We start from the raw sequence: 23,876 nt of genomic DNA on the forward strand, positions 1-23,876 counted from the left end.
GCTAGTCCTGCCAGCGCCAAAGGGAAAGGCCCGCCTGCTCCTGTGAGCAAGCGGGCCTTCCTGATTACCCTTGAGAAGGGTGGAAGAGCTTAGTCTTCCTTCTTCTTCAGCGCTTCGCCGAGGATGTCGCCGAGCGATGCACCCGAGTCCGACGAACCGAACTGTGCAACTGCTTCCTTCTCTTCGGCGATCTGACGCGCCTTGATCGAGAAGGTGGGCTTCTTCGAACGGTCGAAACCGGTGACCATGGCGTCGACCTTGGCACCCGGCTGGAAACGATCCGAGCGCTGCTCGTCACGGTCACGGCCGAGGTCCGAACGCTTGATGAAGCCGGTTGCGCCATCTTCGCCGACCTGGACTTCGAGGCCGCCATCGCGGACTTCGAGGACGGTGACGGTGACAACCTGGTTCTTGCGCAGGTCGCTCTGTGCGCCGGCTTCGGTCGGTGCACCCTTTTCGAGCTGCTTCATGCCGAGGCTGATGCGCTCCTTGTCGGTGTCGACGTCGAGAACGACGGCTTCGACCTGCTCGCCCTTGCGGTGCAGTGCGAGCGCGTCTTCACCCGAGATGCCCCAAGCGATGTCCGACATGTGGACCATGCCGTCGACGTCGCCATCGAGGCCGATGAAGAGGCCGAATTCGGTGGCGTTCTTGACTTCGCCTTCGACCTTGGTGCCCACCGGATGCTTCTCGGCGAACTCTTCCCACGGATTGCGCTGGGCCTGCTTGAGGCCGAGCGAAATGCGGCGCTTCTCGCTGTCCACTTCCAGGACCATGACTTCGACTTCCTGCGAGGTCGAGACGATCTTGCCCGGGTGGACGTTCTTCTTGGTCCAGCTCATTTCCGAAACGTGGACCAGACCTTCGATGCCCGGCTCGATTTCGACGAATGCGCCGTATTCGGTGATGTTGGTGACGGTGCCCGTCAGCTTCATGCCGACCGGGTACTTGGCCGAAACGCCATCCCACGGATCCGATTCCAGCTGCTTCATGCCGAGGCTGATGCGCTGGGTGTCTTCGTTGATGCGGATGATCTGGACGGTCACGGTCTGGCCGATCTCGATCATTTCGCTGGGGTGGTTGACGCGCTTGTAGCTCATGTCGGTGACGTGGAGCAGGCCGTCGATACCGCCGAGGTCGACGAATGCGCCGTAGTCGGTGATGTTCTTGACGACGCCGTCGATCACCTGGCCTTCAGCCAGCTTGTCGATCAGTTCGCTGCGCTGTTCTGCACGGGTCTCTTCGAGGACCGCGCGACGCGAAACGACGATGTTACCGCGGCGACGGTCCATCTTCAGGATCTGGAAGGGCTGCGGCATGTCCATCAGCGGGGTGACGTCGCGCACGGGGCGGATGTCGACCTGCGAGCCGGGGAGGAAGGCCACTGCGCCGTCGAGGTCGACGGTGAAGCCACCCTTGACGCGGCCGAAGATGCGGCCGTCGACCCGCTTGCCTTCGCCGAATTCGCTTTCAAGCTTGTCCCATGCAGCTTCGCGGCGTGCACGGTCGCGCGACAGCATTGCTTCGCCGTCTGCGTTTTCGATGCGGTCGACGAATACTTCGACTTCCGAGCCGACTTCGAGGCCGTGCTCGTCTTCGCCGCGCATGAATTCCTTGAGATCGACGCGGCCTTCGCTCTTCAGGCCGACATCGATGTGGGCCATGCCGTTTTCGATGGAGGTGACGGTGCCCTTGACGACGCGGCCTTCGAAACCGCCGTCATCTGCGCCGCCGAGCTGCTCGTCGAGCATTGCCGCGAAATCGTCGCGGGTCGGATTGGCTGAGGTTGCCATGAGTTGTGTAGTCCTAACTAACGTTTGCTACCGGCCACCGGTTTTACCGGGGTCTTTCTCCGTCTGCCTGCACACCATTGCGCGGGCCGTACGGGGCAAGAGGGCCGAGTTCTCCGCGAGGCCGGATGCCGCCGCGAAGGTTCATCGAATCCGATAGATTGGGTGAACGGCCGCGCGCCTAGGCCAAACGCCGCGCAAAAGCAAGGTAAATGGCGGGCAAGTCCGATAGGTTTGAGCACATGGAGCACGGTTCAGGGAGAAGAAAGCGATCCCGCGTGATGGCCTCTAAAGGCGCGCCAATCCGAGGCTTGAAGGGCAGGGCGGTGGCCAAAAGAAAAGACCGGGAAGCCATCCGGCCCCCGGTCTCATCTCAGAACAGTGATTTGGCGATCAGCTGTCGGTAGTTTCCGTCATACCGGCTTCCATGTTTTCGTCCGATGCGGAATTCGTGTCCTTCCAGATGCGCATGGCATCGACGCTGACATCGGCCATGAGGCCTTCTGCGTTGAAGACGTAAAGCACCGTCTTGCCGCCGGCGGTTTCGGCTGCGGCATTGGCATCAGCATTGGCGATGACCACCGAGCTTTCGGCGCCGATGCTCCATTCACCGTCATCTTCGAATTGGGCCAACGATTCCTGGTTGGGCATCTTGAAGACATAGGACGCTGCCGAGACACCTGCCTGCAGGCCGATGCTGGCTTCACCCATGTTGTAATAGTCGACGACCTGGCCGTTGCGGATCAATGCACCTTCGCCGCCTTCACCGCCAACACCCAGCGCAACCGAGGTTACATCGGGGAAGACGAGGTAGCTGTAGCCATCATTGCCGCAAGTCGGCTCAACCTGCTCGCACTGTTGCAGAGCGGCGAGGGCCTTGTCATCAAGAGTGGCGTTTTCGGTCATCTGACCCTGTTCCTCAGGGGTCGTTTCCGCTTCGTCCGAAGGGTTCGAGCCGCACGCGGCAAGTGCGCCCGCGAGGGCGATAATCGACAGAAATCTCATAGGTTTCCCTTTCCCAATTATGGCACAGCTCCAGCTGCCCCTGCCGAGACAACCTTTTGCCACAATTCATGTTCCAGAAAGTTTTCCTAGGCCTTGCCGAGAGCATCCGCGACCGCCTCGATCGCAGCGGAAATCGCTTCCTCCTTGCCCAGCGCGCTGGTGTCGATGACCATGGCGTCCGCTGCGGGCACGAGGGGGGCGACATCGCGGTTGCGGTCGCGCTCGTCGCGGCGGCGCAGGTCGTCCTGGATTTCCAGGAGCGTCACTTTCACGCCCCGTCCGCGCATTTCGAGAAAGCGGCGCTGTGCGCGGGCCTCGACGCTGGCCGTGATGAAGAGCTTGGCTTCGGCTTCGGGCGCGATCACCGTCCCGATGTCCCTTCCGTCGAGCACGGCACCGCCTTCCTGCGTGGCGAAACCGCGCTGGCGTTCGTAGAGCGCCTGACGCACGGCGGGATGGACCGAGACGCGGCTTGCCAGACCGCCGGTATCCTCGTCGCGCAAGTGCGGATCGTCGAGCAGGCTGTCCGGGAAGCTCGTGGCGGCCAGCGCGTCGCCGCCGTCATCTGGATCGCCACCGTCAAGGAACACCTGCCGACCGACTGCGCGATAGAGCAGCCCCGTGTCGAGATGCGGCAAGCCGAAGTGCTCGGCCAGCGCCTTGGCAATGGTGCCCTTTCCCGAGGCGGTCGGTCCGTCGACGGCGATGATCATGTGCGACTCCTGCGGCTTTTCAGTCCCTTCGCCAAGCCCCAGATGGCAATCGCTGCCCAGAAGCCTTCGAGAACGAGGCTCGGCCAATTGGTATGAACGACCAGCGAGACGGTCAGCAAGGCGGCACCCGTCAAATTGGTGCCATGCAGGATGAAGGGGTTCGGCTCGTCCTTGTAGGTCAGATAGGCGTAGGCGCCGATGATGCAGGCCGTGCCGACGAAGCCGACCATGCTCGCCCAGTCGAGACCGGTCACGAGGCAGCCTCGTCGAGCAGAGCAGTGAAGTTCGGGAAGCTGGTGGCGATCGGTTCGGTGCTGTCGACTTCTACTCCGGCCTTGCTGGCAAGACCGGCGACGGCCATGCTCATCGCGATACGGTGATCGAGGTGCGTGGTGATCACGCCGCCACCGGGCAGGGCCTTGCCGCCGCTACCGCGAATGACGAGGCCGTCGTCACGTTCTTCGACATCGGCGCCTGCCAGTTTGAGGGCTGCTGCCATCGCAGCGAGGCGGTCGCTTTCCTTCACGCGCAGTTCCTCTAGGCCGGTCGTAACCGTCGTTCCTTGCGCAAGCGCGGCGGCGACGAACAGCACGGGAAACTCGTCGATCATGCTCGGCGCGATTGAAGGGTCGACCTCGATGCCCTTGAGCTGCGCATGGCGCACGCGAAGGTCAGCCACCGGCTCCCCGCCGACTTCGCGCTCTTCGAGATAGTCGATGCTTGCGCCCATCTGGCCAAGCACGCGGAAAATGCCGTCGCGGGTCGGGTTTAGGCCGACATTCTCGATCACGAGATCGCTGCCCGGCACGATGCTGGCCGCAACGGCAAAGAATGCTGCTGACGAGGGGTCGCCCGGAACGGTGATGTCGCAAGGTTCGAGGTCGCAGGGACCGGTCAGTTTGATGATCCGTTCGCCGTCGCGCTCTTCGACCTGCACGTCGACGCCGAAGCCGCGCAGCATCCGCTCGGTATGGTCGCGCGTGGGCACCGGTTCGATCACCTTGGTCGTGCCGGGCGTATTGAGACCGGCGAGCAGCACGGCGCTCTTCACCTGTGCCGATGCCACAGGCAGCCGGTAGCTGATCGGGACGGCGGGCTGGAGGCCTTGCATGACCAGCGGCAGCGTACCGCCGGGGGAGGAGGTGAAGCTGGCGCCCATGGCCGACAGCGGGTCGATGACGCGGCCCATCGGGCGCTTGGACAGGCTGGCGTCGCCCGTGAAGGTCGCGGTGATGCCATGGCTCGCGACCAGGCCCATGAGCAGCCGGGTCGAAGTGCCCGAATTGCCCATGTCGAGCGCCTGTTGCGGCTGGAGCAGCGTGCCGACACCCACGCCGTCGACGATCCAGTCGTCGCCATCCTTCTCGATCCTCGCGCCCATCGCCCGCAGCGCGGCGGCCGTGGCGAGCACGTCCTCGCCTTCCAGCAGGCCCGAGATGCGGCTGCGGCCCACTGCCAGGGCGCCGAACATGAGCGATCGGTGGCTGATCGACTTGTCTCCCGGCACGCGGATGCGTCCGGTCAGCGGGCCACGGGAAGAAAATCGGTGCGATGTCACGAAAGCGTATCCATATATGGCCTGCGCTTTGACAGCGCCCATGCACTCTGGCAAGGCGCGCGCGCTATCGATTCCTCCCCCTTTACTTTAGGGCGATGGAGTCCATCTTTATTCGAGAATTCCAGCCTCGCCCGTCCGGCGGGGCCAGCATCCAAGGATTACACATGGTCAAACCTGAATGGGGCACCAAGCGCACCTGCCCTAACTGCGGCACCCGCTTCTACGATCTGAACAAGGAAAATCCCGTCACCTGCATCGAATGCGGTGAAGAGTGGACGCCCGAACCCGTGCTCAAGTCCAAGCAGCCGATCCTTGCAGAGGACGAAGCCAAGAAGAAGAAGGACGCCGAAGCCGATAGCGATCTGGGCGGCGACGATGATGACGATCTGGATATCGACATCGACGAAGACGATGATTCCCCCGACAATGAAGTCGACCTTGGCGGCGACGACGACCTCGGTGTCGAGACCAAGTCCAAGGGCGACGACGACGGCGCGGACGAAAGCTGATTTAGCTTAAAATAGCTGTTGCATTGCGGGAGGACCCCTTATATTGGGCGCCTCCCGCAAGGGCAGTGCACCATCCCAGGATGCGCTGTATCGAAAATGGCACGGGGCCTTAGCTCAGCTGGGAGAGCGCTACAATGGCATTGTAGAGGTCAGCGGTTCGATCCCGCTAGGCTCCACCATTTTCCCGGATTTGATGGTAGCAGGCCGTGGCGACGGCTGCGGTCTGCTTCCACCACACCCGGGATAAAGCTTGGGTTTCCATAGGGGTACGCCCCACGCTGGCCGACGAGTTCTCGTCCGCCGGCGTTTTTCGCGTTTTCGGGAGTTTCCCAGAAAAAGTGGCTCCCACTTTTTCGGTTCGGGAAGCGACCAGACAATAATTTCGGGCCTTTCGAGGTTCGGCAAGGAGTAGAACACACATGTTCGACAATCTGTCCGACCGGCTCGGTAATGTCTTTGACAAGCTCAAGGGCCGCGGCGCGCTATCCGAAAACGACGTGCGCGAGGCCATGCGCGAAGTGCGCATCGCGCTGCTCGAAGCCGATGTCGCGCTGCCCGTCGTTCGCCGTTTCATCGATGCGGTCACCGAAAAGGCGATCGGTTCGGAAGTCCTGAAGTCGGTCACCCCCGGCCAGCAGGTCGTCAAGATCGTCAATGACGAGCTGGTCGAAATGCTCGGCGGCACGGGCGACGATGCCGAACCGCGCGAACTGAACCTCAACGCCAAGCCCCCGGTCGTCATCATGATGGTCGGCCTCCAGGGCTCGGGTAAGACGACCACGACCGCCAAGCTGGGCAAGCTCCTCAAGGAGAAGCACGGCAAGAAGTCGATGATGGCCTCGCTCGACGTCAATCGTCCGGCCGCGCAGGAACAGCTCAAGGTGCTGGGCGAGCAGGTCGATGTCGCGACCCTGCCGATCGTCCCGGGCCAGCAGCCGGTCGATATCGCACGCCGCGCGATGGAAGCTGCCAAGCTGCAGGCTGCCGACGTGCTGCTGCTCGATACCGCGGGCCGCCTCCATGTCGATGAAGCGCTGATGGCCGAGATGAAGGCGATCAACGCCGTTTCCGCGCCGACCGAAGTGCTGCTGGTCGTCGACAGCCTGACCGGTCAGGACGCGGTCAACGTTGCGCAGAGCTTTACCGGCGAAGTGCCGCTGACCGGCGTGGTCCTGACGCGGATGGACGGCGATGCACGCGGCGGTGCGGCGCTCTCGATGCGCTATGTCACCGGCAAGCCGGTCAAGTTTGCCGGTACGGGCGAGAAGCTCGACGCGATCGAGGCATTCGATCCCAGCCGTGTTGCCGGCCGCATCCTCGGCATGGGCGACGTGGTCAGCCTCGTCGAGAAGGCGGCCGCCACGATCAAGGAAGAAGAGGCCGAAGCGCTCGCCAAGAAGATGGCGAAGGGCGAGTTCGACCTCGACGACCTGCGCATGCAACTTAGGCAGATGCAAAGCATGGGCGGCCTCGGCGCGCTCGCGGGCATGATGCCGGGCATGAAGAAGGCCAAGGCCGCGATGCAGGCTTCGGGCATGGACGACAAGGTCCTGCTCCATATGGACGCCATCATCGGATCGATGACGCCCAAGGAGCGCAAGCTGCCCAAGCTGCTGAATGCCAAGCGCAAGAAGCGCGTGGCGGCCGGTTCGGGCACCCAGGTGCAGGACGTGAACAAGGTGCTCAAGATGCACCAGGAAATGGCCAAGGCCATGAAGCAGATCAAGAAGATGGGCGGCCTCAAGGGTCTCGGCGCGCTGTTCGGCAAGGGCGGCATGGGTGCCGCGATGCCCGGACTTGGCGGACCGGGCGGCGGCATGGGCGGCCTGCCGGGTCTCGGCGGCGGAGGTAAGGGGCCTTCGGTCGATCCCGACACGCTGCCTGCCGACCTGCGTGACATGTTGAACAAGAAATAACCGAAATTACAGAAATTTACATTCGAAAGGTGAAGTAAAATGGCAGTTGCAATTCGTCTGTCGCGCGGTGGCGCGAAGAAGCGTCCTTACTACCGCATCGTCGTGTCGGACTCGCGCAGCCCGCGTGACGGCAAGTACCTCGAGCAGATCGGCACCTACAACCCGATGCTGCCGAAGGATTCGGGCGAGCGCGTGAAGCTCGACGAAGACCGTGCACGTCACTGGCTGTCGGTTGGCGCGACCCCGTCGGACCGCGTCCTTCGCTTCCTCGACGCCGCCGGCATCCTCGAGCGTGCACCGCGCAACAACCCCAAGAAGGGTGAGCCGGGCGAAGCCGCCAAGGAACGCGCTGAAGAAAAGGCTGCCAAGGCTGCTGAAGCTGAAGAAGCTGCCAAGGCTGCTGAAGAAGAAGCCAAGGCCGCTGCCGAAGCTCCGGCTGAAGAAGCAGCTGCTGAAGAAGCACCGGCTGAAGAAGCCGCTGCCGAAGAAGCTACCGAAGACAAGGGCGAGTAATCTCTCCCATGCAGGACAAGCCCGTCACGCTGGCCGCCGTCACCGGTGCACATGGCGTGGCGGGCGAAGTCCGCCTGAAGCTGTTTGGCGAGGGGCTGGAAGGCCTCAAGCCGCACAAGAGCTTCAACGAGGGTAAACTCACCCTTTCCAAGGTCCGCAGCGACAACAAGGGCGGCGCTATCGCACGCTTCGCCGAAGTCACGGGCCGCAACGAAGCCGAGGCCCTGCGCGGCACCGTGCTGACTGTCCCGCGCGAGGCACTTCCCTCGCTGGAAGAGGGCGAATTCTACTATTCCGACCTGCTCGACCTACCTGTCGTGACCGACAAGGGAGACGAGGTCGGCCATGTCTGTGCGGTGGAGAATTTCGGCGCGACCGAGATCGTCGAGATCGAAAAGCCCGACGGCAAGAAATTCATGGTCCCGCTGACCGAGCAGGCCGTTCCCGACTGGGACAGCGAGAAACTGACCGTCAACGCCGACTTCGTCGACTAACGACGCAGCGGCATCTTTTCCGCCAAGCGGTTGCGGATCGCTGTCGAAGCGACCCCGGCCTGGCCCATGGCATGGCTGATCTGGTCTAGCCCCACAACGACATCCCCCGCCGCAAACAGCCCGTTCACACTGGTTTCCAGGTGATCGCTGACCTCGATACAGCCTTCCTCGCTGACCTTCGCGCCGCATTTCTGCGCGAGGCCGGAACGGATGACGCTGCCGAGCGCGGGGTACATGGAATCGAACCGCATCCGCCCCTCGGCGGTATCGAACGCGATGCGTCCTTCCTCGATCGCGAAATCCCCGCAGGGTCCTGCAACCCGTTTGATGCCAGCGCCGTCCAGAACCTTGCTGCATGCATCGGACAGATCATGGTCTCCCCCCGGCGAAACCAGCGTAATGTCGTCGGTGAATGTGCGGATGAACTGCGCTTCGGCGGTGCCGTGGTCGCCTGTGCCGATCACCGCGACTGTCTTGTCGGTGACCTCATAGCCGTCGCACACCGGGCAATAGCGGATCAGCCCGCGTGACAAGGCCTCGTCATGGAGCTGGTCGTCGATGCCTTCGGGGCGGTTGTTCACCACGCCCGTTGCCAGCAGGACCGTTCGCGCGCGATATTCCTCGTCGCCGCACGTAACCGTGAAGCACTCGTCCGGCTTTGCCAAGTTCGTGACCCGCTTCGGTTCTCGCAAGGCGCCATACTTAGCGGCCTGCTCGCGCATCCTCTCGAGCAGTTCCTCGCCCTTGATACCGTCGGGAAAGCCGGCGTGATTGTGGCTCATCGGGATCCAGCTGGCGCGGCTCGTTCCGCAGTCGAACAGACGGATGTCGAGATGGTAGCGCGCGAGATATATTGCGGCGGTCAGGCCTGCGGGGCCTGCGCCCACGATGATGCAGTCATCCGGTTTCATGGCATTGATACGCGCAAGGGTGGGAAGGGTGCCAAAGTCGCTTGCAGAGCGCTGTGTTGCACATATAGAACGCCTCTTGCCCGGACCGGACGTGTCGGCCACGTTCCGGGCGACATTCGAGAAAGAACTCGCTGGATTAAAAGGGGCCACATGATGATCGGCACCGCCGCACTCGTAATCGGGTCCTATGCCGCCATGAGCGCCAGCATGAGCGCATTCGTGGCCAAGGTGTCCCCGACCATCGGTCCGCGCCTGCGCCACCTGTTTGCGGGCGCCTCGCCGCTCGCAGTGCTCCTCGCCGTGCGCCTCGAAGGCGGGCCGAGCACCACGCTCGACGGCATGGACCTGTTCTCGGCCGGCGGGCTCGTGGCGTTGGGCATCGTGACGTCGAGCGTGGTCGGGAAGGTCATTCCCACCGCGACTTCGGACAGGACAAAGCTCACCTCGCGCTGAGGCATGATTTGCTGCGCGGGATAGCCAACCGGTGCCGCCCGCGCTAACCGCGTCGGCATGACGACGCTCAAGGTAGCCATCGCGCAAGCCGCGCCCGTTCCGCTCGCAATCGGCGACGGGATCGACAAGGCCGTGCGCCTTGCCCGCGAGGCGATCGAGGGCGGGGCACAGCTGGTCGCTTTCGGCGAGACCTTCCTCGGTGGCTATCCGCTGTGGCTGGACGAGGCACCCGGCGCGGCGCTGTGGGATCATCCCGGCACCAAGGCGCTGCACCGCATCCTGCTCGAACAGGCGGTGGTTGCGAATGACGAGCGGCTGCTGCCTTTGCAGGAGCTATGCGACGAGAGTGGCGCGGTAATCAGCATCGGCGCGCATGAGCGGGTGCGTTCAAGCCTCTACAACAACCAGATGACCTTCCGGCCCGGCATGCCGGTGCTCGACCATCGCAAGCTGGTGCCGACACATGGCGAGCGGCTTATCTGGATGCGCGGCGACGGCTCGACGCTCGGCGTGCACCAGGCGGAATGGGGCAAGGTTGGCTCTCTCATCTGCTGGGAGCACTGGATGCCGCTCGCCCGCGCGGCGATGCACAATCTCGGCGAGAGAGTGCATGTGGCGGCATGGCCCACCGTGCGCGAGGAATATGCGCTCGCCTCGCGCCACTATGCGATGGAGGGGCGGTGCTTCGTGCTGGCGGCAGGGCTGGTGCAGAAGAAGGACGACCTGTTTGACGGGCTGGAGCGGGCTGCCCGCGCTCAAGCAGCCGAAGGCGGTAGCGCACCAAAAATCGACGCGGCGGCGAAGGAGCTCATCGAGGCAATCGAGGGCGATGCGCTCAACCGCGGCGGATCGATGATTATCGCGCCCGACGCGCGGATAGTGGCGCAGGCGGGTGAGGGCGAGGAAACACTATTGGCCGATCTCGATCTCGGCGAGATTGGGCAGGGGCTGGCGAGCCTCGATACGGACGGTCACTACTCGCGACCTGATGTGTTCGAATTGAGGATCGATACCGGTGCAAAGGACGGCGTAAGTTGGCGGTAGCTACTAAAATGGTTGAAGCACCTTCGATGGAGCATGGCTGCTACGATTGCGGTCTTTTGGACGGCACGCCAGTCCGTGACTCGCTAGTCGATCTTATGCTGGTTGGGTCTGTCTTGCTCTTTGCTGCATTCATTGCCTTCCGGGCGTTCCAGCTATTGCGCGAGAAACTAAAGGCAAATCGCAGGCGTAGTCAGGACGGTTTGGAATGACCTTCGCCGCCACCATCCTTACTCTCTACCCAGAGATGTTTCCCGGGCCGCTGGGCGTGTCGCTTGCGGGCAGGGCGCTCGAGCGGGGGGACTGGTCGTGTGAGACTGTCCAGATGCGCGATTTCGCCACCGACAAGCACCGCACTGTCGATGACACGCCGGCAGGCGGCGGGGCGGGTATGGTGCTCAAGGCGGATGTGCTGGGACCGGCAATCGAGAGCGTGGGCGAGGGGCGTCCGATCCTCGCCATGACGCCGCGCGGGAAGCCCATCACGCAGGCGCGTATTCGCGAGATTGCGCAGGGTCCTGGCGTCTCCATCCTTTGCGGTCGTTTCGAAGGCTTCGACGAGCGGATTTTCGACCATTACCCTGAGATCGAACAGGTCAGCCTTGCCGATATCGTCCTGTCGGGCGGAGAGACGGCCGCAATCGCGATACTCGACGCTTGCATTCGGTTGCTTCCCGGAGTAATGGGCGCGCCCGATAGCGGAGTCGAGGAGTCCTACGAGAACGGGCTCATCGAATATCCGCAATACACCCGACCTCAGGAATGGGAAGGGCGCACGATCCCTGAAGTGCTGCGATCGGGGGATCATGCGAAGATCGCTGCTTGGCGCAAGGCAAGGAGCGAGGAAGACACACGGTTACGCAGGCCGGACCTTTGGGATCGCTATAGTGGCGATCGGGACCAGTCTGCCTCTGATGCGCGGCAAAAGAAGTAGGAAGACCAGGCAAATGAACCTGATCCAGCAGCTCGAAGCCGAAGCCATTGAAAACCTCGGCAAGGACATTCCCGAATTCCGCGCAGGCGACACCGTCCGCGTCGGCGTGAAGGTTGTCGAAGGCACCCGCGAGCGTGTCCAGAATTTCGAAGGCGTTGTCATTGCCCGCTCGAACCGCGGCATGGGCAGCAACTTCACCGTCCGCAAGCTTTCGTTCGGTGAAGGCGTGGAGCGTGTGTTCCCGCTCTACTCGCCGATCGTCGACAGCATCACCGTGGTCCGCCGCGGTATCGTGCGTCGTGCGAAGCTTTACTACCTGCGCGGCCGCACCGGCAAGCGCGCGCGTATCGCGGAACGCCGCGACAACGCGCCGAAGGCGTAAGCTTCTTAGCAGAGACAAGGGAAGGGCGGTCCTCACGGGCCGCCCTTTTTCTTTGTGCTTCGTCGGTAGAATCCGCGGTACGTAAGAGGGCCAGACCCAGCAAAAGTAAAAAGGGCAGTGCGCCTGAACGCACTGCCCTTGTCACGTGGGGATCATGATGAGCCGAAATTGGCCCGGTCTTGATGCCTCCGGGAAACCTGTGAGCCGGAAAATGGCCTCCCGTTGACAAGACAGGTTCTGGCAGCAGGTTCTTAAGGGGGTTTAAGGAAGCGCACTTAACCCGAAATTAGGCATAAGATTTTCGTGCGGTACGCCGGTGCTTGCATTCAGGCGGCCGCATTGCGAGGAGACGGCGACACGATTTTCGGGAGAGAACATGAAGTCGCTTCGCCTCGCCGCAGCCCTCGCGCTCGGCACCAGCCTCGTCTCGCCGGCCATGGCAGACAATCACGCCCATTCGCAGGAGACTGCCGCCATGGACCTCACTTTCGAGCGCGTCTTCGCATCGCCCGATCTCGACGGGCCGAGCCCGCGTCAGGCCAAGCTTTCGCCCGATGGCCGCTATCTCACCGTCCTGCGCAATCGCGAGGATGATTTGACCCGCTACGACCTGTGGGCGTTCGACCGCGAGACCGAAGAATGGTCGATGCTGGTCGACAGCGAAAAGGTCGGTTCGGGCCGCGAGCTGTCCGAAGACGAGAAGATGCAGCGCGAGCGTGCGCGCGTCGGTGGGCTGTCCGGCATCATCAGCTATTCCTGGACCTCCAACGGCGAGGCGATCCTCGTCCCGCTTGACGGCGACCTTTACCTCGCCAGCCTAGACGGGGAGGTGGTGAAGGTCACCGATACCGAGGAAAGCGAGCTCAATCCCGCGCTCAGCCCGCATGGCAATTTCATCAGCTTCGTGCGCGACCGCCAGCTGTGGGTCGGCGAGGTCACGGGCGACGCCGCGCCGATCACGCCCAAGGAAGGTGCGGACATTCGCTGGGGCGAGGCCGAATTCGTCGCGCAGGAAGAGATGGCGCGCATCGACGGTTATTGGTGGAGCCCGGACGAAAAGCGCATCGCGGTCGAGCGTTTCGACGAAAGCGGCGTCGGCATCGTAACCCGCGCGGCGATCGGCGCGACGGGGACCAAGGTTTTCGACCAGCGCTATCCGGTGGCCGGCAGCGACAATGCCGTGGTCGAACTCTACGCGATGGACCCCGACGGCCAGAACCGCGTGAAGGTCGATCTGGGCGATAATATCGATATCTATCTCGCCCGCGTCGACTGGGCGGGCAACGATCTCTACGTCACCCGCCAGAACCGCGAGCAGACCGTCATGGACATCCTGCGCGTCGATCCGGCGACTGGCGAGAGCCAGGTCCTCTTCACCGAGAACGCGGCGGTCGAGGATTACTGGATCAACCTTGGCAGCGACTACAAGTGGCTCGATAACGGCAACCTTGTCTGGTGGTCCGAGCGCGATGGCTTTGGTCATCTTTACCTCCTCGACGAAGCAGGGAAGACCGGCTGGACGCAGCTGACCAGCGGCGACTGGGTCGTCACCAAGCTCGTCGGTGTCGACCAGCAGGCGGGTCGCGTGTTCTTCACCGGCACGAAGGACGATGTGCTCGAGCAGCACGTCTACTCCGTGGACCTTGCCAATCCGGGCGCAATCACCCGCCTGACCGAACCGGGCTACACCCACTCTGCCAGCATGGACGGAAAGGGCCAGACCCTGCTCATCAGCCGTTCCAACGACGATAACCCGCCGCAGAGCTATATCGCCGATGCGACCGGCAAGCGCCTCGCTTGGATCGAGGAAAACGCACTCGACGGCGATCATCCCTATGCACCGTTCCTCGCCAGCCATCGCCCGACGAAATACGGCACCATTCCCGCAGAGGATGGCACGCCGCTGTACTGGGAAATGATCACTCCCGAGATGGAACCGGGCAAGAAGTATCCGGTCTATTTCTACCACTATGGCGGCCCCGGTCCGCAGGTCGTCAACAGGGGCTGGAATGGCGGCCTCAGGCAAGCGATCGTCGACAAGGGCTACATCTGGTTCGCGCTCGACAATCGCGGCAGCGCCAATCGTGGCGTGGCTTTCGAACAGCCGATCTACCGCGCCATGGGCGGGGTCGAGGTACGCGACCAGAAGGCGGGCGCCGAATATCTCAAGACGCTCGATTTCGTCGATCCGGACAAGATCGCTATCGATGGCTGGTCTTATGGCGGATACATGACGCTGAAGCAGCTGCAGGCCGATCCCGGTTTGTATGCGGCCGGCATCTCGGGCGCGCCAGTGACGAAGTGGGAGCTTTACGACACGCATTATACCGAACGCTACATGGGTACACCGCAGGATGATGCGGCAGCCTATGAGACGGCTTCCGCCATTCCCGACGCGACCAAGATCGTCGATCCGCTGCTGCTGATCCACGGCATGGCCGACGACAATGTGGTGTTCGAGAACGCGACCGAGATTATTTCGGTCATGCAGGAAGCCAACGTGCCCTTCGAGATGATGCTCTATCCCGGCTACACGCACCGCGTTTCGGGCGAGCAGATTTCGCCCCACCGATACAACACCGTGTTCCGCTTCCTCGAAAGCCACGGTGTGACCCCGCCGGAGTGATGCTTTAGCACCCGCAATCGAATGTGCGCTTGCGGGCGCGAAACCAATCGCTATCTCGGCGGCAATTCATATTGGAGAAGTGCATTGGGTTATCGTGTTGCCGTAGTCGGCGCGACCGGGAATGTCGGGCGCGAAATGATGCAGGTCCTCGCCGAGCGCGAGTTTCCCTGTGACGAAGTCGCTGCCGTAGCCAGCAGCCGTTCGCACGGTACCGAGGTCGAGTTCGGCGACACGGGCAAGATGCTCAAGTGCAAGAATATCGAGCATTTCGACTGGTCCGGCTGGGACATCGCCCTGTTCGCCGCAGGGAGCGGTCCGGCAAAGGAATATGCGCCCAAGGCAGCGGCTGCCGGCTGCGTGGTGATCGACAACAGCTCGCTCTATCGCATGGACCCCGATGTGCCGCTGATCGTGCCCGAGGTGAACCCGGAGGCGATCCACGACTACAAGAAGCGCAACATCATCGCGAACCCCAACTGCTCGACCGCGCAGCTGGTTGTCGCGCTGAAGCCGCTGCACGATGCGGCGACGATCAAGCGCGTCGTTGTCTCGACGTATCAGTCGGTCTCCGGCGCGGGCAAGGCGGGGATGGATGAGCTGTTCCAGCAGAGCCGCGCGATCTTCGTCGGTGACCCGATCGAGCCGGTGAAGTTCACCAAGCAGATTGCCTTCAACGTCATTCCGCACATCGATGTCTTCATGGATGACGGCTCGACCAAGGAAGAGTGGAAGATGGTCGTGGAGACCAAGAAGATCCTCGACCCGAAGATCAAACTCAATGCCACCTGCGTGCGCGTGCCGGTCTTCGTCGGCCATTCCGAAAGCGTGAACATCGAATTCGAGAACGAACTTTCGGCGGAAGCTGCACAGGAAATCCTGCGGGAGGCGCCCGGCATCATGCTGATCGACAAGCGCGAGGACGAGGGATACGTCACCCCGGTCGAAAGCGCCGGCGACAGCGCCACCTACATCAGCCGCGTGCGCGACGATCCCACGGTCGACAACGGCATCGCGCTGTGGTGCGTGTCGGACAATCTTCGCAAGGGCGCAGCGCTCAATGCCGTGCAGATCGCGGAACTCCTCGGTCGCGAATGCCTTAAGAAGGGATGATGAAAAAGGCACTCCTGTTCGCCCTTCCGTTTGCGCTCGCCGCCTGCGGGAGCGGCAACGAAACCTCGCAAGAAACGGCGCCGGAGCCGGAAGCTACTTCGCCCGTCGTCCAGCGGCTCGACGATATCGTGCTGGTGGTCGATGCCAATGGTGCAGGCGCGGTCGGGCAGCCGGTCATGCGCTTCGGCACCGCGCGCGAAGAGGTCGATAGCTCTCTGTCGCAAGCTTACGGCAGCGAGCCGGAGCTGGGCGAGAATGGCGAGTGCGGCGCAGGGCCCACGCAATTCAGCAGCTACGGCGCGCTCCAGCTGGCCTTTCAGGACGGAAAGTTCGTGGGCTGGAATCTCGGTGAGGGAACCGATGTGGCAACCAGCGACGGGGTCCAGCCTGGCACCACGACTCTTGCGATGCTCAAGGATAAGCGGCCGGTGCGCGACATCGAATCCACCCTTACCGGGGAGTTCGAATACACCAGCGCCGACTACGGCACGATTGGCGGCTTCAGCAAGGACGGGAAAATCAGCTCGCTTCACGCGGGAATGAACTGCTTCTTTCGCTAGGGCTTGGCGGCTGTATAAGAACGGGCATGACCCTGACCGCAGAGCTCTATTTCAGCTTCCGCTCGCCCTACAGCTATCTGTCGGTCGGCCGCTATCGCGCCATGACGGAGGAGTACGATCTCAATATCGCGCTGAGGCCGGTCTACCCTCTGGCGATCCGCCAGCCCGATTTCTTCGAACGCAATCATCCCAACTGGCTCGGCTACACCATGCGCGACATGATCCGCGTGGCGCAGTTCCATGAAATTCCTTTCGGCGCGCCGCGGCCCGATCCGATCATCCAGGACATGACGACCCGCAAGATCGCCCAGGACCAGCCCTATATCCGCCGCGTCACCCGTATGGGACAGGCAGCCGCCCGACGCGGTGCGGGCCTTGTTTTCGCAGCCGAGGCGGGCCGCATGATCTGGGGCGGGCAGGAGGGATGGCACGAAGGCGGCCATCTCGATCGCGCTCTCGAGGCGGCGGGGCTTGGTGTCGAGGAGATCATTGCCGAGGTTCAGGGCGAGGCCGAGGCGCTCGACGCGGAAATCGCGGCCAACCAGGATGCGCTGGAAAAGGCGGGCCACTGGGGCGTGCCCACGCTCGTGTTCGACGGCGAGCCGTTCTTCGGGCAGGATCGCATCGACATGGCCAAGTGGCGGATGGAGCAACAGGGGCTCACGAAGCGATGAAAGACAGGACCACGCAAGAGGGGGGCTGCCAGTGCGGCCGCGTTCGCTATGAGGCGACCTACGATCCCGAGAATGCCTATCTGTGCCACTGCCGCATGTGCCAGCGTGCAACCGGCGGGGTTTCGATTGCCTTCCTGAGCCTTGCGAAAGACAACTTCACATGGAAGTCCGAGCCTGAGTGGTACGCCAGCTCGAGCTTCGCCAAGCGCCCGTTCTGCCAGGAATGCGGCACGCCGCTGGGCTTCCAGTTCGACGAAGGCCGCAACATGGACCTCGCCATCGGCACGCTCGACGATCCGTATGGGATCGAACCGCAGTGGCACTTCGGGGTCGAGCGCATGCACGAGGCCTGGCTCGACACCACCCATCTTCCCCGCAAGCGCGCCGACGAGGATGAGACCCTTCTTGCCAAATGGCGGGAGTCGAACGGCGGGATGCCCGAATGAATACAGAAACTTTCGAAAGCTTCGACGGCACGAAGCTGGCCTTGCACCGTGTGGGCGAGGGGCGTCCGCTCGTCCTGCTGCACGGCCTGTTTTCCAGCGCCGAAATGAACTGGGTCAAGTGGGGCCATGACCAGCGGATCGCCGAGGAAGGCTTCGAGGTCCTGATGCTCGACTTCCGCGTCCACGGCCAGAGCGAGTCACCGCGCGAGCCGGAGGCCTATCCGCAGAATGTTCTGGTGCGCGATGTCGCGGCGCTGGTCGAGCATCTGGCGCTCGACGACTATGACCTTGGCGGTTTCTCGCTGGGCGCGCGGACCTCGCTTCATGCCGTGGCGCATGGTGTGCTGGAGCCGAAAAATCTTGTGATCGGCGGGATGGGCACGGCGGGCCTTGGCGAATGGGCCAAGCGCTCGGCCTATTTCAAGCGCGTGATCGACGAATTCGAGAACATCCCACGCGGTGATCCCGCCTATTTCTCCATGCAGTTCCTGAAGTCGCAGGGTGTCGACCGCGTGGCGGCGCGCCTGCTGCTGGACACGATGCCCGACCTCGATCTCGCCATGCTTTCGAACATCACTATGCCGACGCTGGTCGTGTGCGGCGACGAGGATCGCGACAATGGTTCTGCATCCGAACTCGCGGCACTGATTGCAAACTCCGACTTCGTCGAAGTGCCCGGCACGCATATGGGCAGCGTGACGAAGCCGGATCTCGGTATCGCCATGGCCGAATGGCTGGCGGCGCATAAGTGAGCTTGCGCAGGGCGTTCATCTGGACGTGGGTCGGCGGACTGGTGCTGTTCGCCATCGTCATCGCGCTCGGAATGCCGCTGGTCCTAACGCAGGTCCCGGGAGGCATTCTCGATCACCAGGCAGCTGCTACTGGGGCCGAGGTGGACCGTATCCAGTCTGCATGGCGCTCCGCAGGGCTGTGGAACCAGGCCGCGCTGGCGATGATGGGCGATCTCCTGTTCATCGGTATCTACGGCATCGGCTGCGTTCTCGGCGGTCTGTATTTTAGGCGGTCGGCGCAGCGGTGGATTGCATTCGCGGGTACCGTCGCTCTTGCCAGCGGGGCGGTATTCTTGGTCACCGATTATGCCGAAACGATCAGCCAGATCGTGCAGCTGTGGCGTTTCGAAGGCGACGATGGGCTTGCTGGCCTCGCCGCTACGGTGCGGCCATGGAAGATCGCCAGCTGGATTCTGGCGACGCTGGCGATCATCGCCTGCCTGATGGGGGAGTGGAAGGCGCGTCGCAGCGCTTGATTCCGCGCCCCAGCAGGTGCAATCCATCCCCATTGTCGGACAACCCCGTACGGGAAGAGGAAACATCATGAAATTTGCCCCAGTCGCACTGTCTGCGCTCGCCATCTCGCTCGCCGCGTGCTCGCCTGCCAATTCGCAGACCGTAGCCAGCACGCCTGTAGCGCCTGCCGCAGCGGAAGATTCCTATCCGATGACGCCGCAGGGCGCTGCCGACTGGGTCGCGATGGTCGAGAAGGACCTGTTCGGCTTCTCTGTCGAATCCGCCAGGGTGCAGTGGCTGAATGCGACCTATATCGTCCACGACAGCAACATGCTGGCCGCGAAATACGGCGAGGTCTCGACCGAGAAATCGGTCGCCTATGCGAACAAGGCTGCGGAATACGCCCGCGTCGACGGCCTCGATCCCGACGTCGCTCGCAAGCTCGACATCCTGCGCAACGGCATCGTGATGCCCGCTCCGGTCCGCGATGGGGCGGCGGCGGAACTCGCGATCATTTCGACCGAGCTTGGCTCGCAGTACGGGCAGGGCCGCGGCACGCTGAACGGCGAGGAAATCAACGGTTCGGACATCGAGGCGGCGATGGGTGACCTTGACCTCACGCCCGCGCAGAAGGCGGAAATGTGGGAGAGCTGGCACAACAACGTCGGCGCCCCGATGCGTAGCGATTACCAGCGCATGATCGCCCTTGCCAACGAAGGCGCACAGGAGCTGGGCTTCGACGATCTCGGCGCGATGTGGCGTTCGAACTACGACATGGACCCCGACCAGTTCGCCGCCGAGACCGAGCGCATGTGGCAGGAAGTGAAGCCGCTCTACATGGCGCTACACACCTATGTCCGCGGCAAGCTCAACGAGAAGTATGGCGACGACGTGCAGCCTGCGACCGGTCCGATCCGTGCCGACCTGCTGGGCAATATGTGGGCGCAAGAATGGGGCAATATCTACCCGCTCGTCGCGCCCGAGGGTGCCGGCGATATCGGCTATGACCTTACCGAGCTGATCGAGCAGAAGGGTTACGACGAGAAGCAGATGGTCCGCGTGGGCGAAGACTTCTTCTCCTCGCTCGGCTTCGCACCGCTGCCCGACACATTCTGGGAGCGCAGCCTGTTCACCAAGCCCGCCGATCGCGAAGTGATCTGCCACGCGAGCGCATGGGATGTGGACAATGTCGACGACTTGCGCATCAAGATGTGCATCAAGCGCAACGGGGATGATTTCATCACCATCCACCACGAGCTGGGCCACAACTATTACCAGCGCGCCTACAACAAGCAGGACTACCTGTACCTCAACGGCGCGAACGACGGTTTCCACGAAGCCATTGGCGACATGATCGCGCTGTCGATCACGCCCGAATATCTCGTCCAGATCGACATGCTCGACGAAAGCGAAGTGCCGAGCGCGGACAAGGACATCGGCCTGCTCCTGCGCCAGGCGATGGACAAGATCGCCTTCCTGCCCTTCGGCCTGATGGTCGACCGCTATCGCTGGGGCCTGTTCGACGGCTCGATCCCGGCTGACGGGCTAAACCAGGGCTGGAACGACCTGCGCCTCGAATACCAGGGCATCACCCCGCCGGTCGCGCGTGACGAGAGCCAGTTCGATGCGGGCGCGAAGTACCACATTCCCGGCAACGTGCCGTACACGCGCTACTTCCTCGCACGCATCCTGCAGTTCCAGTTCTACAAGGCCGCCTGCGACCAGGCGGGCTGGGAAGGGCCGCTGCATCGCTGCTCGTTCTACGGCAACAAGGAAGTCGGCAAGAACCTCAACGCCATGCTCGAAATGGGCGCCAGCAAGCCGTGGCCCGACGCACTCGAAGCCTTCACCGGCGAACGCCAGATGAGCGGCAAGGCGATGGCCGAATACTTCGCACCGCTCAAGGAATGGCTCGACGAGCAGAACGAAGGCATGGAGCAGGGATGGTGAAGCCATTGCGCGCAGGCTGGCTGGCGCTACCGCTGCTGGCGGCCTGCGCCCCTGTGTCCGAGGATGCATCGGTGCAACCGACACCGGACAAGGTGTCGGGAGCGCTCTTCGTCGCCGGCAAGTTCGGCAACACGCTCGCCAAGGTCGACCTGTCGACGGGCGAGGAGGTGCTGCGCGTCGATAGCTGCGCCAATCCGCATGAACTGGCGACCTCGCCCGATGACAAGCACGTCGCGCTGGCGTGCTACGGCGGGACCAGCGTCGATATTTTCCGCACCGATACGCTGGCGAAGATCAAGAGCATCGAGCTGGGCGAGAATGCGCGCCCGCATGGCGTCGTCTGGCATCCGAATGGCAATCTCTATTCGACTGCGGAAGGCCGCCAGTCGGTCTTCGTGATCCGCGATCCGCTAGGCGAGACCGAAACCTTCGAATATTCGACCGGAAAGCGCGGCAGCCACATGCTTGCCGTATCACCCGACGCGCAGCATGCCTGGACGACGGACCTCGGCGACAAGACTGTCACCCGGATCGACCTCGTGACCCGCCGCGCACCGTTCTCGGCGACTGTCGGCGAGGAGCCCGAGGGTATCGCGCTGACGCCTGACGGCGAAACGCTGTGGGTCTCCGCGCGGGGTTCGGACATGGCCTATGCGCTCGATCCGCAGAGCCTCAAACGCATCAAGGACGTGCCTGTCGGTGATTTCCCGCTGCGGATCGTGCTGCGGCCGCAAGGCGACTATGCGGTCACCTCCGACCTTGCTGATGGTGGCTTGTCGGTGATCGACACCGCCACCGGCGCCAAGGTCCGTTCGATCGCAGTGTCGAGCCCTGAGGAAGCGGAGGCCAAGACGCAGGTCACGATCCTGTTCTCGCCCGATGGCGAGCGTATCTATGTTGCCGAAACCATGGCCAACACCATCGCCGAAGTCGATTTCGAGACCGGCGAGGTGCTGCGCCGCCTGCCGGGCGAAGGCGGGGGCGACGGCATCGCGATCATCGAATGAGCAAGGAACCCAAAGTCCTGCCCGCCGTAGGCTGGCGCGAGCTCGTGCACTTGCCGGAGCTCGGTCTGCACGCCATCCCTGCCAAGATCGACACCGGCGCGCGTACCTCTTCGCTCCACGGCGAGGTGATCGAGGAATTCGAGCGTGACGGGCAGAAATACGTCCGTTTCGCGGTCGATTTCGAACAGCAGCATGTGCGGCAGGTCTGCGAGGCCGTGCATGTCGACGTGCGCGGCATCACCAGCTCGAACGGCGAAACGCAATACCGTTATGTCATCAAGACGCCGCTCAAGATTGGCGACGTCGAATTTCGCGCCGAGATCAGCCTCGCCAATCGTCGCGACATGAAGTTTCCCATGCTCATCGGCCGTTCTTCGCTGCGTCGCAGATTTGTCGTGGACTCGGGATATTCCTGGCTGCAGACGCCGGAAATGAAGGTCAAGAAAGGCCACAAACCATGAAAATCGCCATGCTTGCCCGCAACCCTAATCTCTATTCGCACAAGCGTCTGGTAGAGGCTGCGGAAGAGCGCGGGCATACGCTCGATATCCTCAACACCACGCGTTGCACCGTTCACATCGCGAGCCACCGCCCCGAAGTCTATTACAACGGCGAACCCTGCGTCGGTTATGATGCGGTCATCCCGCGTATCGGGGCTTCGATTACCAATTACGGCCTCGCCATCCTGCGCCAGTTCGAGATGCGCGGCTGCTGGCCGCTGAACGAAAGCGTCGCCATCGGGCGCAGCCGCGACAAGCTGCGCAGCATGCAGATCCTCGCCAAGCATGGCCTCGGCCTGCCGCTGACGGCCTATGCCAACGATCCCAAGCAGGCCGAGGAGATCATCAAGGCGGTGAAGGGGCCGCCGGTGGTTATCAAGCTGCTCGAAGGCACGCAGGGCATCGGCGTGGTGCTTGCCGAGACCATGTCCTCGGCCAAGTCGGTGATCGAGGCCTTCCGCGGGGCCAACGTCAACATCCTCGTGCAGGAATTCATCAAGGAAGCGGGCGGCACCGACATCCGTGCTCTCGTGGTCGGCGGCAAGGTCGTCGCGGCGATGAAGCGGACCGGCGCTCCTGACGATTTCCGCAGCAACCTCCACCGCGGTGGCAGCGCCCAACTCATCAAGATTACCCCGGAAGAACGCTCGACCGCCGTCCGCGCGGCAAAGCACATGGGCCTGAACGTGTGCGGCGTCGACATGCTGCGGTCAAATCATGGACCGGTCATCATGGAGGTGAACTCCTCCCCCGGCCTTGAAGGCATCGAGAAAGCGACAGGCAAGGACATCGCAGGCATGATCATCGATTACATGGCTGCCAATGCGAAGGTCGGGAAGACGAAAACCAAGGGGAAAGGGTGAGCGCTATTTCGCAACCTCGGACGAGCGGTTCCCGGTGGATTGGTTGAGGCGATCTCGAAGGAAATGAATTAGGCCTTTTAGTCCTTCCGGAATCCTCGCCAGCCCCATGCGGCCACGGACCAGAAACCGGGAGAGATACATGGCAGCGGCAGGATGCCCTTCCTTGCTAGCTTCGCGGAGCAGCAGCTCGATCCTCTCGTAGCCAGCACGGTCGGTGCCGAGCGCATGCATTCGCCACGCTAGCCAGAAATTGGCAACTACAAGTCCATCTGACACAGCGTCTTCGAGAATTCGGACTGCCTGTTGCTTGTAGCCAGTTGTAAAAAGGTATCGCGAATACTCCAGCGACGCTGAAGCCGATCCACGCTCGATCGCTGAGGCAAAAAGTTCGTGCGCGCGGTTTTCATCTTTCCCAACGCCTCGTCCGTAGGCGTAACACTCAGCGAGGTGCTGAAGGGCGAGTATGGAGCCTTGCTCAATCAGTTTGGAATAGATGCGGTTTGCCTCTTCGCAGCCAGCCCAACTCTTCTTGTTCGCATCAAGCAGTGCATCGCCGTCAGGCTCTCGATCGAAGAACTCCCAATAGCGAGAGTGTTGACGATCCCAACGATCAACGTCGTCCCAAAATTGCTCGCGGTGTTCGCGACAGAATATACAGCCCATAAGCTTACCCT

The 23,876-nt window shown here is 62.6% G+C and carries 26 protein-coding genes and 1 tRNA gene; 20 read left to right on the forward strand and 7 right to left on the reverse strand.

Annotated elements, in window-relative coordinates:
* Window positions 1-89 precede the first annotated feature (89 nt).
* The 5 genes from rpsA to aroA form a co-directional block, all read right to left on the reverse strand.
* Complete coding sequence (gene rpsA / locus K3136_RS00310) at window positions 90-1,793, reverse strand: 30S ribosomal protein S1 (protein WP_221430953.1); 1,704 nt, start codon at window positions 1,791-1,793, stop codon at window positions 90-92.
* A gap of 390 nt (window positions 1,794-2,183) precedes the next feature.
* Complete coding sequence (locus tag K3136_RS00315; protein WP_221430954.1) at window positions 2,184-2,795, reverse strand: YSC84-related protein; 612 nt, start codon at window positions 2,793-2,795, stop codon at window positions 2,184-2,186.
* A gap of 86 nt (window positions 2,796-2,881) precedes the next feature.
* Window positions 2,882-3,508, reverse strand: a complete 627-nt coding sequence (locus K3136_RS00320; RefSeq protein WP_221430955.1) for a (d)CMP kinase — start codon at window positions 3,506-3,508, stop codon at window positions 2,882-2,884.
* The gene (locus tag K3136_RS00325; protein ID WP_221432159.1) at window positions 3,505-3,738 is read right to left on the reverse strand and encodes a CBU_0592 family membrane protein; all 234 of its coding nucleotides are present in this window, start codon (window positions 3,736-3,738) and stop codon (window positions 3,505-3,507) included. Before K3136_RS00325 ends, K3136_RS00320 begins: the two co-directional genes overlap by 4 nt.
* Before the next feature lie 20 nt (window positions 3,739-3,758).
* Window positions 3,759-5,108: a 3-phosphoshikimate 1-carboxyvinyltransferase gene (gene aroA / locus K3136_RS00330; RefSeq protein ID WP_221430956.1), complete on the reverse strand. Its 1,350-nt coding sequence runs from the start codon at window positions 5,106-5,108 to the stop codon at window positions 3,759-3,761.
* 122 nt (window positions 5,109-5,230) lie between these two features.
* Here aroA and K3136_RS00335 point away from each other — a divergent pair, with 122 nt between their 5' ends.
* The 5 genes from K3136_RS00335 (at window position 5,231) to rimM (ending at window position 8,498) form a co-directional block, all read left to right on the forward strand.
* The gene (locus K3136_RS00335; protein ID WP_221430957.1) at window positions 5,231-5,575 is read left to right on the forward strand and encodes an FYDLN acid domain-containing protein; all 345 of its coding nucleotides are present in this window, start codon (window positions 5,231-5,233) and stop codon (window positions 5,573-5,575) included.
* Window positions 5,576-5,678: 103 nt separating this feature from the next.
* Window positions 5,679-5,754 (forward strand) — tRNA-Ala (locus K3136_RS00340).
* Window positions 5,755-5,994: 240 nt separating this feature from the next.
* Window positions 5,995-7,491, forward strand: coding sequence for a signal recognition particle protein (gene ffh, locus K3136_RS00345; RefSeq protein WP_221430958.1), 1,497 nt, complete (start codon window positions 5,995-5,997; stop codon window positions 7,489-7,491).
* A gap of 39 nt (window positions 7,492-7,530) precedes the next feature.
* A complete protein-coding gene (gene rpsP, locus K3136_RS00350; protein WP_221430959.1) occupies window positions 7,531-8,004 on the forward strand; it encodes a 30S ribosomal protein S16 in 474 nt (157 codons plus the stop codon).
* 8 nt (window positions 8,005-8,012) lie between these two features.
* Window positions 8,013-8,498, forward strand: a complete 486-nt coding sequence (gene rimM, locus K3136_RS00355; RefSeq protein ID WP_221430960.1) for a ribosome maturation factor RimM — start codon at window positions 8,013-8,015, stop codon at window positions 8,496-8,498.
* On the opposite strand, the gene K3136_RS00360 is transcribed toward rimM, so the two are convergent.
* On the reverse strand, window positions 8,495-9,409 hold the full coding sequence (locus tag K3136_RS00360; RefSeq protein ID WP_221430961.1) for an NAD(P)/FAD-dependent oxidoreductase: 915 nt from the start codon (window positions 9,407-9,409) through the stop codon (window positions 8,495-8,497). The two genes, rimM and K3136_RS00360, sit on opposite strands and share 4 nt — an antisense overlap.
* A 150-nt stretch (window positions 9,410-9,559) precedes the next feature.
* On the opposite strand from K3136_RS00360, the gene K3136_RS00365 reads away from it, so the two are divergent.
* From K3136_RS00365 to rimK, 15 genes are all read left to right on the forward strand, one after another.
* On the forward strand, window positions 9,560-9,862 hold the full coding sequence (locus K3136_RS00365; RefSeq protein ID WP_221430962.1) for a hypothetical protein: 303 nt from the start codon (window positions 9,560-9,562) through the stop codon (window positions 9,860-9,862).
* Between the two features lie 57 nt (window positions 9,863-9,919).
* Window positions 9,920-10,906 (forward strand): carbon-nitrogen hydrolase family protein, encoded by a 987-nt coding sequence (locus tag K3136_RS00370; RefSeq protein WP_221430963.1) that lies wholly within the window; start codon window positions 9,920-9,922, stop codon window positions 10,904-10,906.
* Between the two features lie 205 nt (window positions 10,907-11,111).
* Window positions 11,112-11,837 carry a tRNA (guanosine(37)-N1)-methyltransferase TrmD gene (gene trmD, locus K3136_RS00375; RefSeq protein WP_221430964.1) on the forward strand — a complete coding sequence of 242 codons (726 nt, stop codon included), beginning with the start codon at window positions 11,112-11,114 and terminating at the stop codon, window positions 11,835-11,837.
* Window positions 11,838-11,850: 13 nt separating this feature from the next.
* Complete coding sequence (gene rplS / locus K3136_RS00380) at window positions 11,851-12,219, forward strand: 50S ribosomal protein L19 (RefSeq protein WP_247713840.1); 369 nt, start codon at window positions 11,851-11,853, stop codon at window positions 12,217-12,219.
* A 376-nt stretch (window positions 12,220-12,595) separates the two neighbouring features.
* Entirely contained in the window at window positions 12,596-14,845 is a 2,250-nt protein-coding gene (locus K3136_RS00385) for a S9 family peptidase (protein WP_221430965.1), read from the forward strand.
* Window positions 14,846-14,929: 84 nt separating this feature from the next.
* Window positions 14,930-15,955, forward strand: coding sequence for an aspartate-semialdehyde dehydrogenase (locus K3136_RS00390; protein ID WP_221430966.1), 1,026 nt, complete (start codon window positions 14,930-14,932; stop codon window positions 15,953-15,955).
* A complete protein-coding gene (locus K3136_RS00395) occupies window positions 15,952-16,515 on the forward strand; it encodes a hypothetical protein (protein ID WP_221430967.1) in 564 nt (187 codons plus the stop codon). The genes K3136_RS00390 and K3136_RS00395 overlap by 4 nt, the downstream gene beginning before the upstream one ends.
* 26 nt (window positions 16,516-16,541) lie before the next feature.
* Complete coding sequence (locus tag K3136_RS00400) at window positions 16,542-17,189, forward strand: 2-hydroxychromene-2-carboxylate isomerase (protein WP_221430968.1); 648 nt, start codon at window positions 16,542-16,544, stop codon at window positions 17,187-17,189.
* On the forward strand, window positions 17,186-17,635 hold the full coding sequence (locus K3136_RS00405; RefSeq protein ID WP_221430969.1) for a GFA family protein: 450 nt from the start codon (window positions 17,186-17,188) through the stop codon (window positions 17,633-17,635). Before K3136_RS00400 ends, K3136_RS00405 begins: the two co-directional genes overlap by 4 nt.
* Window positions 17,632-18,387 (forward strand): alpha/beta fold hydrolase, encoded by a 756-nt coding sequence (locus K3136_RS00410; protein ID WP_221430970.1) that lies wholly within the window; start codon window positions 17,632-17,634, stop codon window positions 18,385-18,387. The genes K3136_RS00405 and K3136_RS00410 overlap by 4 nt, the downstream gene beginning before the upstream one ends.
* Window positions 18,384-18,902 (forward strand): hypothetical protein, encoded by a 519-nt coding sequence (locus K3136_RS00415; RefSeq protein WP_221430971.1) that lies wholly within the window; start codon window positions 18,384-18,386, stop codon window positions 18,900-18,902. The genes K3136_RS00410 and K3136_RS00415 overlap by 4 nt, the downstream gene beginning before the upstream one ends.
* Before the next feature lie 67 nt (window positions 18,903-18,969).
* Window positions 18,970-20,832 carry a M2 family metallopeptidase gene (locus K3136_RS00420; protein WP_221430972.1) on the forward strand — a complete coding sequence of 621 codons (1,863 nt, stop codon included), beginning with the start codon at window positions 18,970-18,972 and terminating at the stop codon, window positions 20,830-20,832.
* Complete coding sequence (locus tag K3136_RS00425; RefSeq protein WP_221430973.1) at window positions 20,826-21,839, forward strand: beta-propeller fold lactonase family protein; 1,014 nt, start codon at window positions 20,826-20,828, stop codon at window positions 21,837-21,839. The genes K3136_RS00420 and K3136_RS00425 overlap by 7 nt, the downstream gene beginning before the upstream one ends.
* On the forward strand, window positions 21,836-22,300 hold the full coding sequence (locus tag K3136_RS00430) for an ATP-dependent zinc protease family protein (RefSeq protein WP_221430974.1): 465 nt from the start codon (window positions 21,836-21,838) through the stop codon (window positions 22,298-22,300). Before K3136_RS00425 ends, K3136_RS00430 begins: the two co-directional genes overlap by 4 nt.
* A complete protein-coding gene (gene rimK, locus K3136_RS00435) occupies window positions 22,297-23,202 on the forward strand; it encodes a 30S ribosomal protein S6--L-glutamate ligase (RefSeq protein ID WP_221430975.1) in 906 nt (301 codons plus the stop codon). Before K3136_RS00430 ends, rimK begins: the two co-directional genes overlap by 4 nt.
* Window positions 23,203-23,205: 3 nt before the next feature.
* Here rimK and K3136_RS00440 read toward each other — a convergent pair whose 3' ends face one another.
* Window positions 23,206-23,865 carry a tetratricopeptide repeat protein gene (locus tag K3136_RS00440; protein ID WP_221430976.1) on the reverse strand — a complete coding sequence of 220 codons (660 nt, stop codon included), beginning with the start codon at window positions 23,863-23,865 and terminating at the stop codon, window positions 23,206-23,208.
* Window positions 23,866-23,876: the final 11 nt, after the last annotated feature.

Origin of the sequence: Qipengyuania gelatinilytica (genome assembly GCF_019711315.1) — a bacterium.
In the GTDB taxonomy this organism is placed as follows: domain Bacteria; phylum Pseudomonadota; class Alphaproteobacteria; order Sphingomonadales; family Sphingomonadaceae; genus Qipengyuania; species Qipengyuania gelatinilytica.

Bases quoted from the DNA above. Each gene is read 5' to 3' on its own strand.
- trmD (WP_221430964.1), top strand. From the start codon at position 11,112: ATGACCTTCGCCGCCACCATCCTTACTCTCTACCCAGAGATGTTTCCC.
- K3136_RS00405 (WP_221430969.1), top strand. From the start codon at position 17,186: ATGAAAGACAGGACCACGCAAGAGGGGGGCTGCCAGTGCGGCCGCGTT.
- ffh (WP_221430958.1), top strand. From the start codon at position 5,995: ATGTTCGACAATCTGTCCGACCGGCTCGGTAATGTCTTTGACAAGCTC.
- K3136_RS00370 (WP_221430963.1), top strand. From the start codon at position 9,920: ATGACGACGCTCAAGGTAGCCATCGCGCAAGCCGCGCCCGTTCCGCTC.
- K3136_RS00430 (WP_221430974.1), top strand. From the start codon at position 21,836: ATGAGCAAGGAACCCAAAGTCCTGCCCGCCGTAGGCTGGCGCGAGCTC.
- K3136_RS00325 (WP_221432159.1), bottom strand. From the start codon at position 3,738: ATGGTCGGCTTCGTCGGCACGGCCTGCATCATCGGCGCCTACGCCTAT.
- rpsA (WP_221430953.1), bottom strand. From the start codon at position 1,793: ATGGCAACCTCAGCCAATCCGACCCGCGACGATTTCGCGGCAATGCTC.
- K3136_RS00400 (WP_221430968.1), top strand. From the start codon at position 16,542: ATGACCCTGACCGCAGAGCTCTATTTCAGCTTCCGCTCGCCCTACAGC.
- K3136_RS00335 (WP_221430957.1), top strand. From the start codon at position 5,231: ATGGTCAAACCTGAATGGGGCACCAAGCGCACCTGCCCTAACTGCGGC.
- K3136_RS00385 (WP_221430965.1), top strand. From the start codon at position 12,596: ATGAAGTCGCTTCGCCTCGCCGCAGCCCTCGCGCTCGGCACCAGCCTC.
- rplS (WP_247713840.1), top strand. From the start codon at position 11,851: ATGAACCTGATCCAGCAGCTCGAAGCCGAAGCCATTGAAAACCTCGGC.
- rimK (WP_221430975.1), top strand. From the start codon at position 22,297: ATGAAAATCGCCATGCTTGCCCGCAACCCTAATCTCTATTCGCACAAG.
- K3136_RS00395 (WP_221430967.1), top strand. From the start codon at position 15,952: ATGATGAAAAAGGCACTCCTGTTCGCCCTTCCGTTTGCGCTCGCCGCC.
- rimM (WP_221430960.1), top strand. From the start codon at position 8,013: ATGCAGGACAAGCCCGTCACGCTGGCCGCCGTCACCGGTGCACATGGC.
- K3136_RS00315 (WP_221430954.1), bottom strand. From the start codon at position 2,795: ATGAGATTTCTGTCGATTATCGCCCTCGCGGGCGCACTTGCCGCGTGC.
- K3136_RS00425 (WP_221430973.1), top strand. From the start codon at position 20,826: ATGGTGAAGCCATTGCGCGCAGGCTGGCTGGCGCTACCGCTGCTGGCG.
- K3136_RS00365 (WP_221430962.1), top strand. From the start codon at position 9,560: ATGATGATCGGCACCGCCGCACTCGTAATCGGGTCCTATGCCGCCATG.
- K3136_RS00440 (WP_221430976.1), bottom strand. From the start codon at position 23,865: ATGGGCTGTATATTCTGTCGCGAACACCGCGAGCAATTTTGGGACGAC.
- K3136_RS00420 (WP_221430972.1), top strand. From the start codon at position 18,970: ATGAAATTTGCCCCAGTCGCACTGTCTGCGCTCGCCATCTCGCTCGCC.
- rpsP (WP_221430959.1), top strand. From the start codon at position 7,531: ATGGCAGTTGCAATTCGTCTGTCGCGCGGTGGCGCGAAGAAGCGTCCT.
- K3136_RS00410 (WP_221430970.1), top strand. From the start codon at position 17,632: ATGAATACAGAAACTTTCGAAAGCTTCGACGGCACGAAGCTGGCCTTG.
- K3136_RS00320 (WP_221430955.1), bottom strand. From the start codon at position 3,508: ATGATCATCGCCGTCGACGGACCGACCGCCTCGGGAAAGGGCACCATT.
- aroA (WP_221430956.1), bottom strand. From the start codon at position 5,108: ATGGGCGCTGTCAAAGCGCAGGCCATATATGGATACGCTTTCGTGACA.
- K3136_RS00360 (WP_221430961.1), bottom strand. From the start codon at position 9,409: ATGAAACCGGATGACTGCATCATCGTGGGCGCAGGCCCCGCAGGCCTG.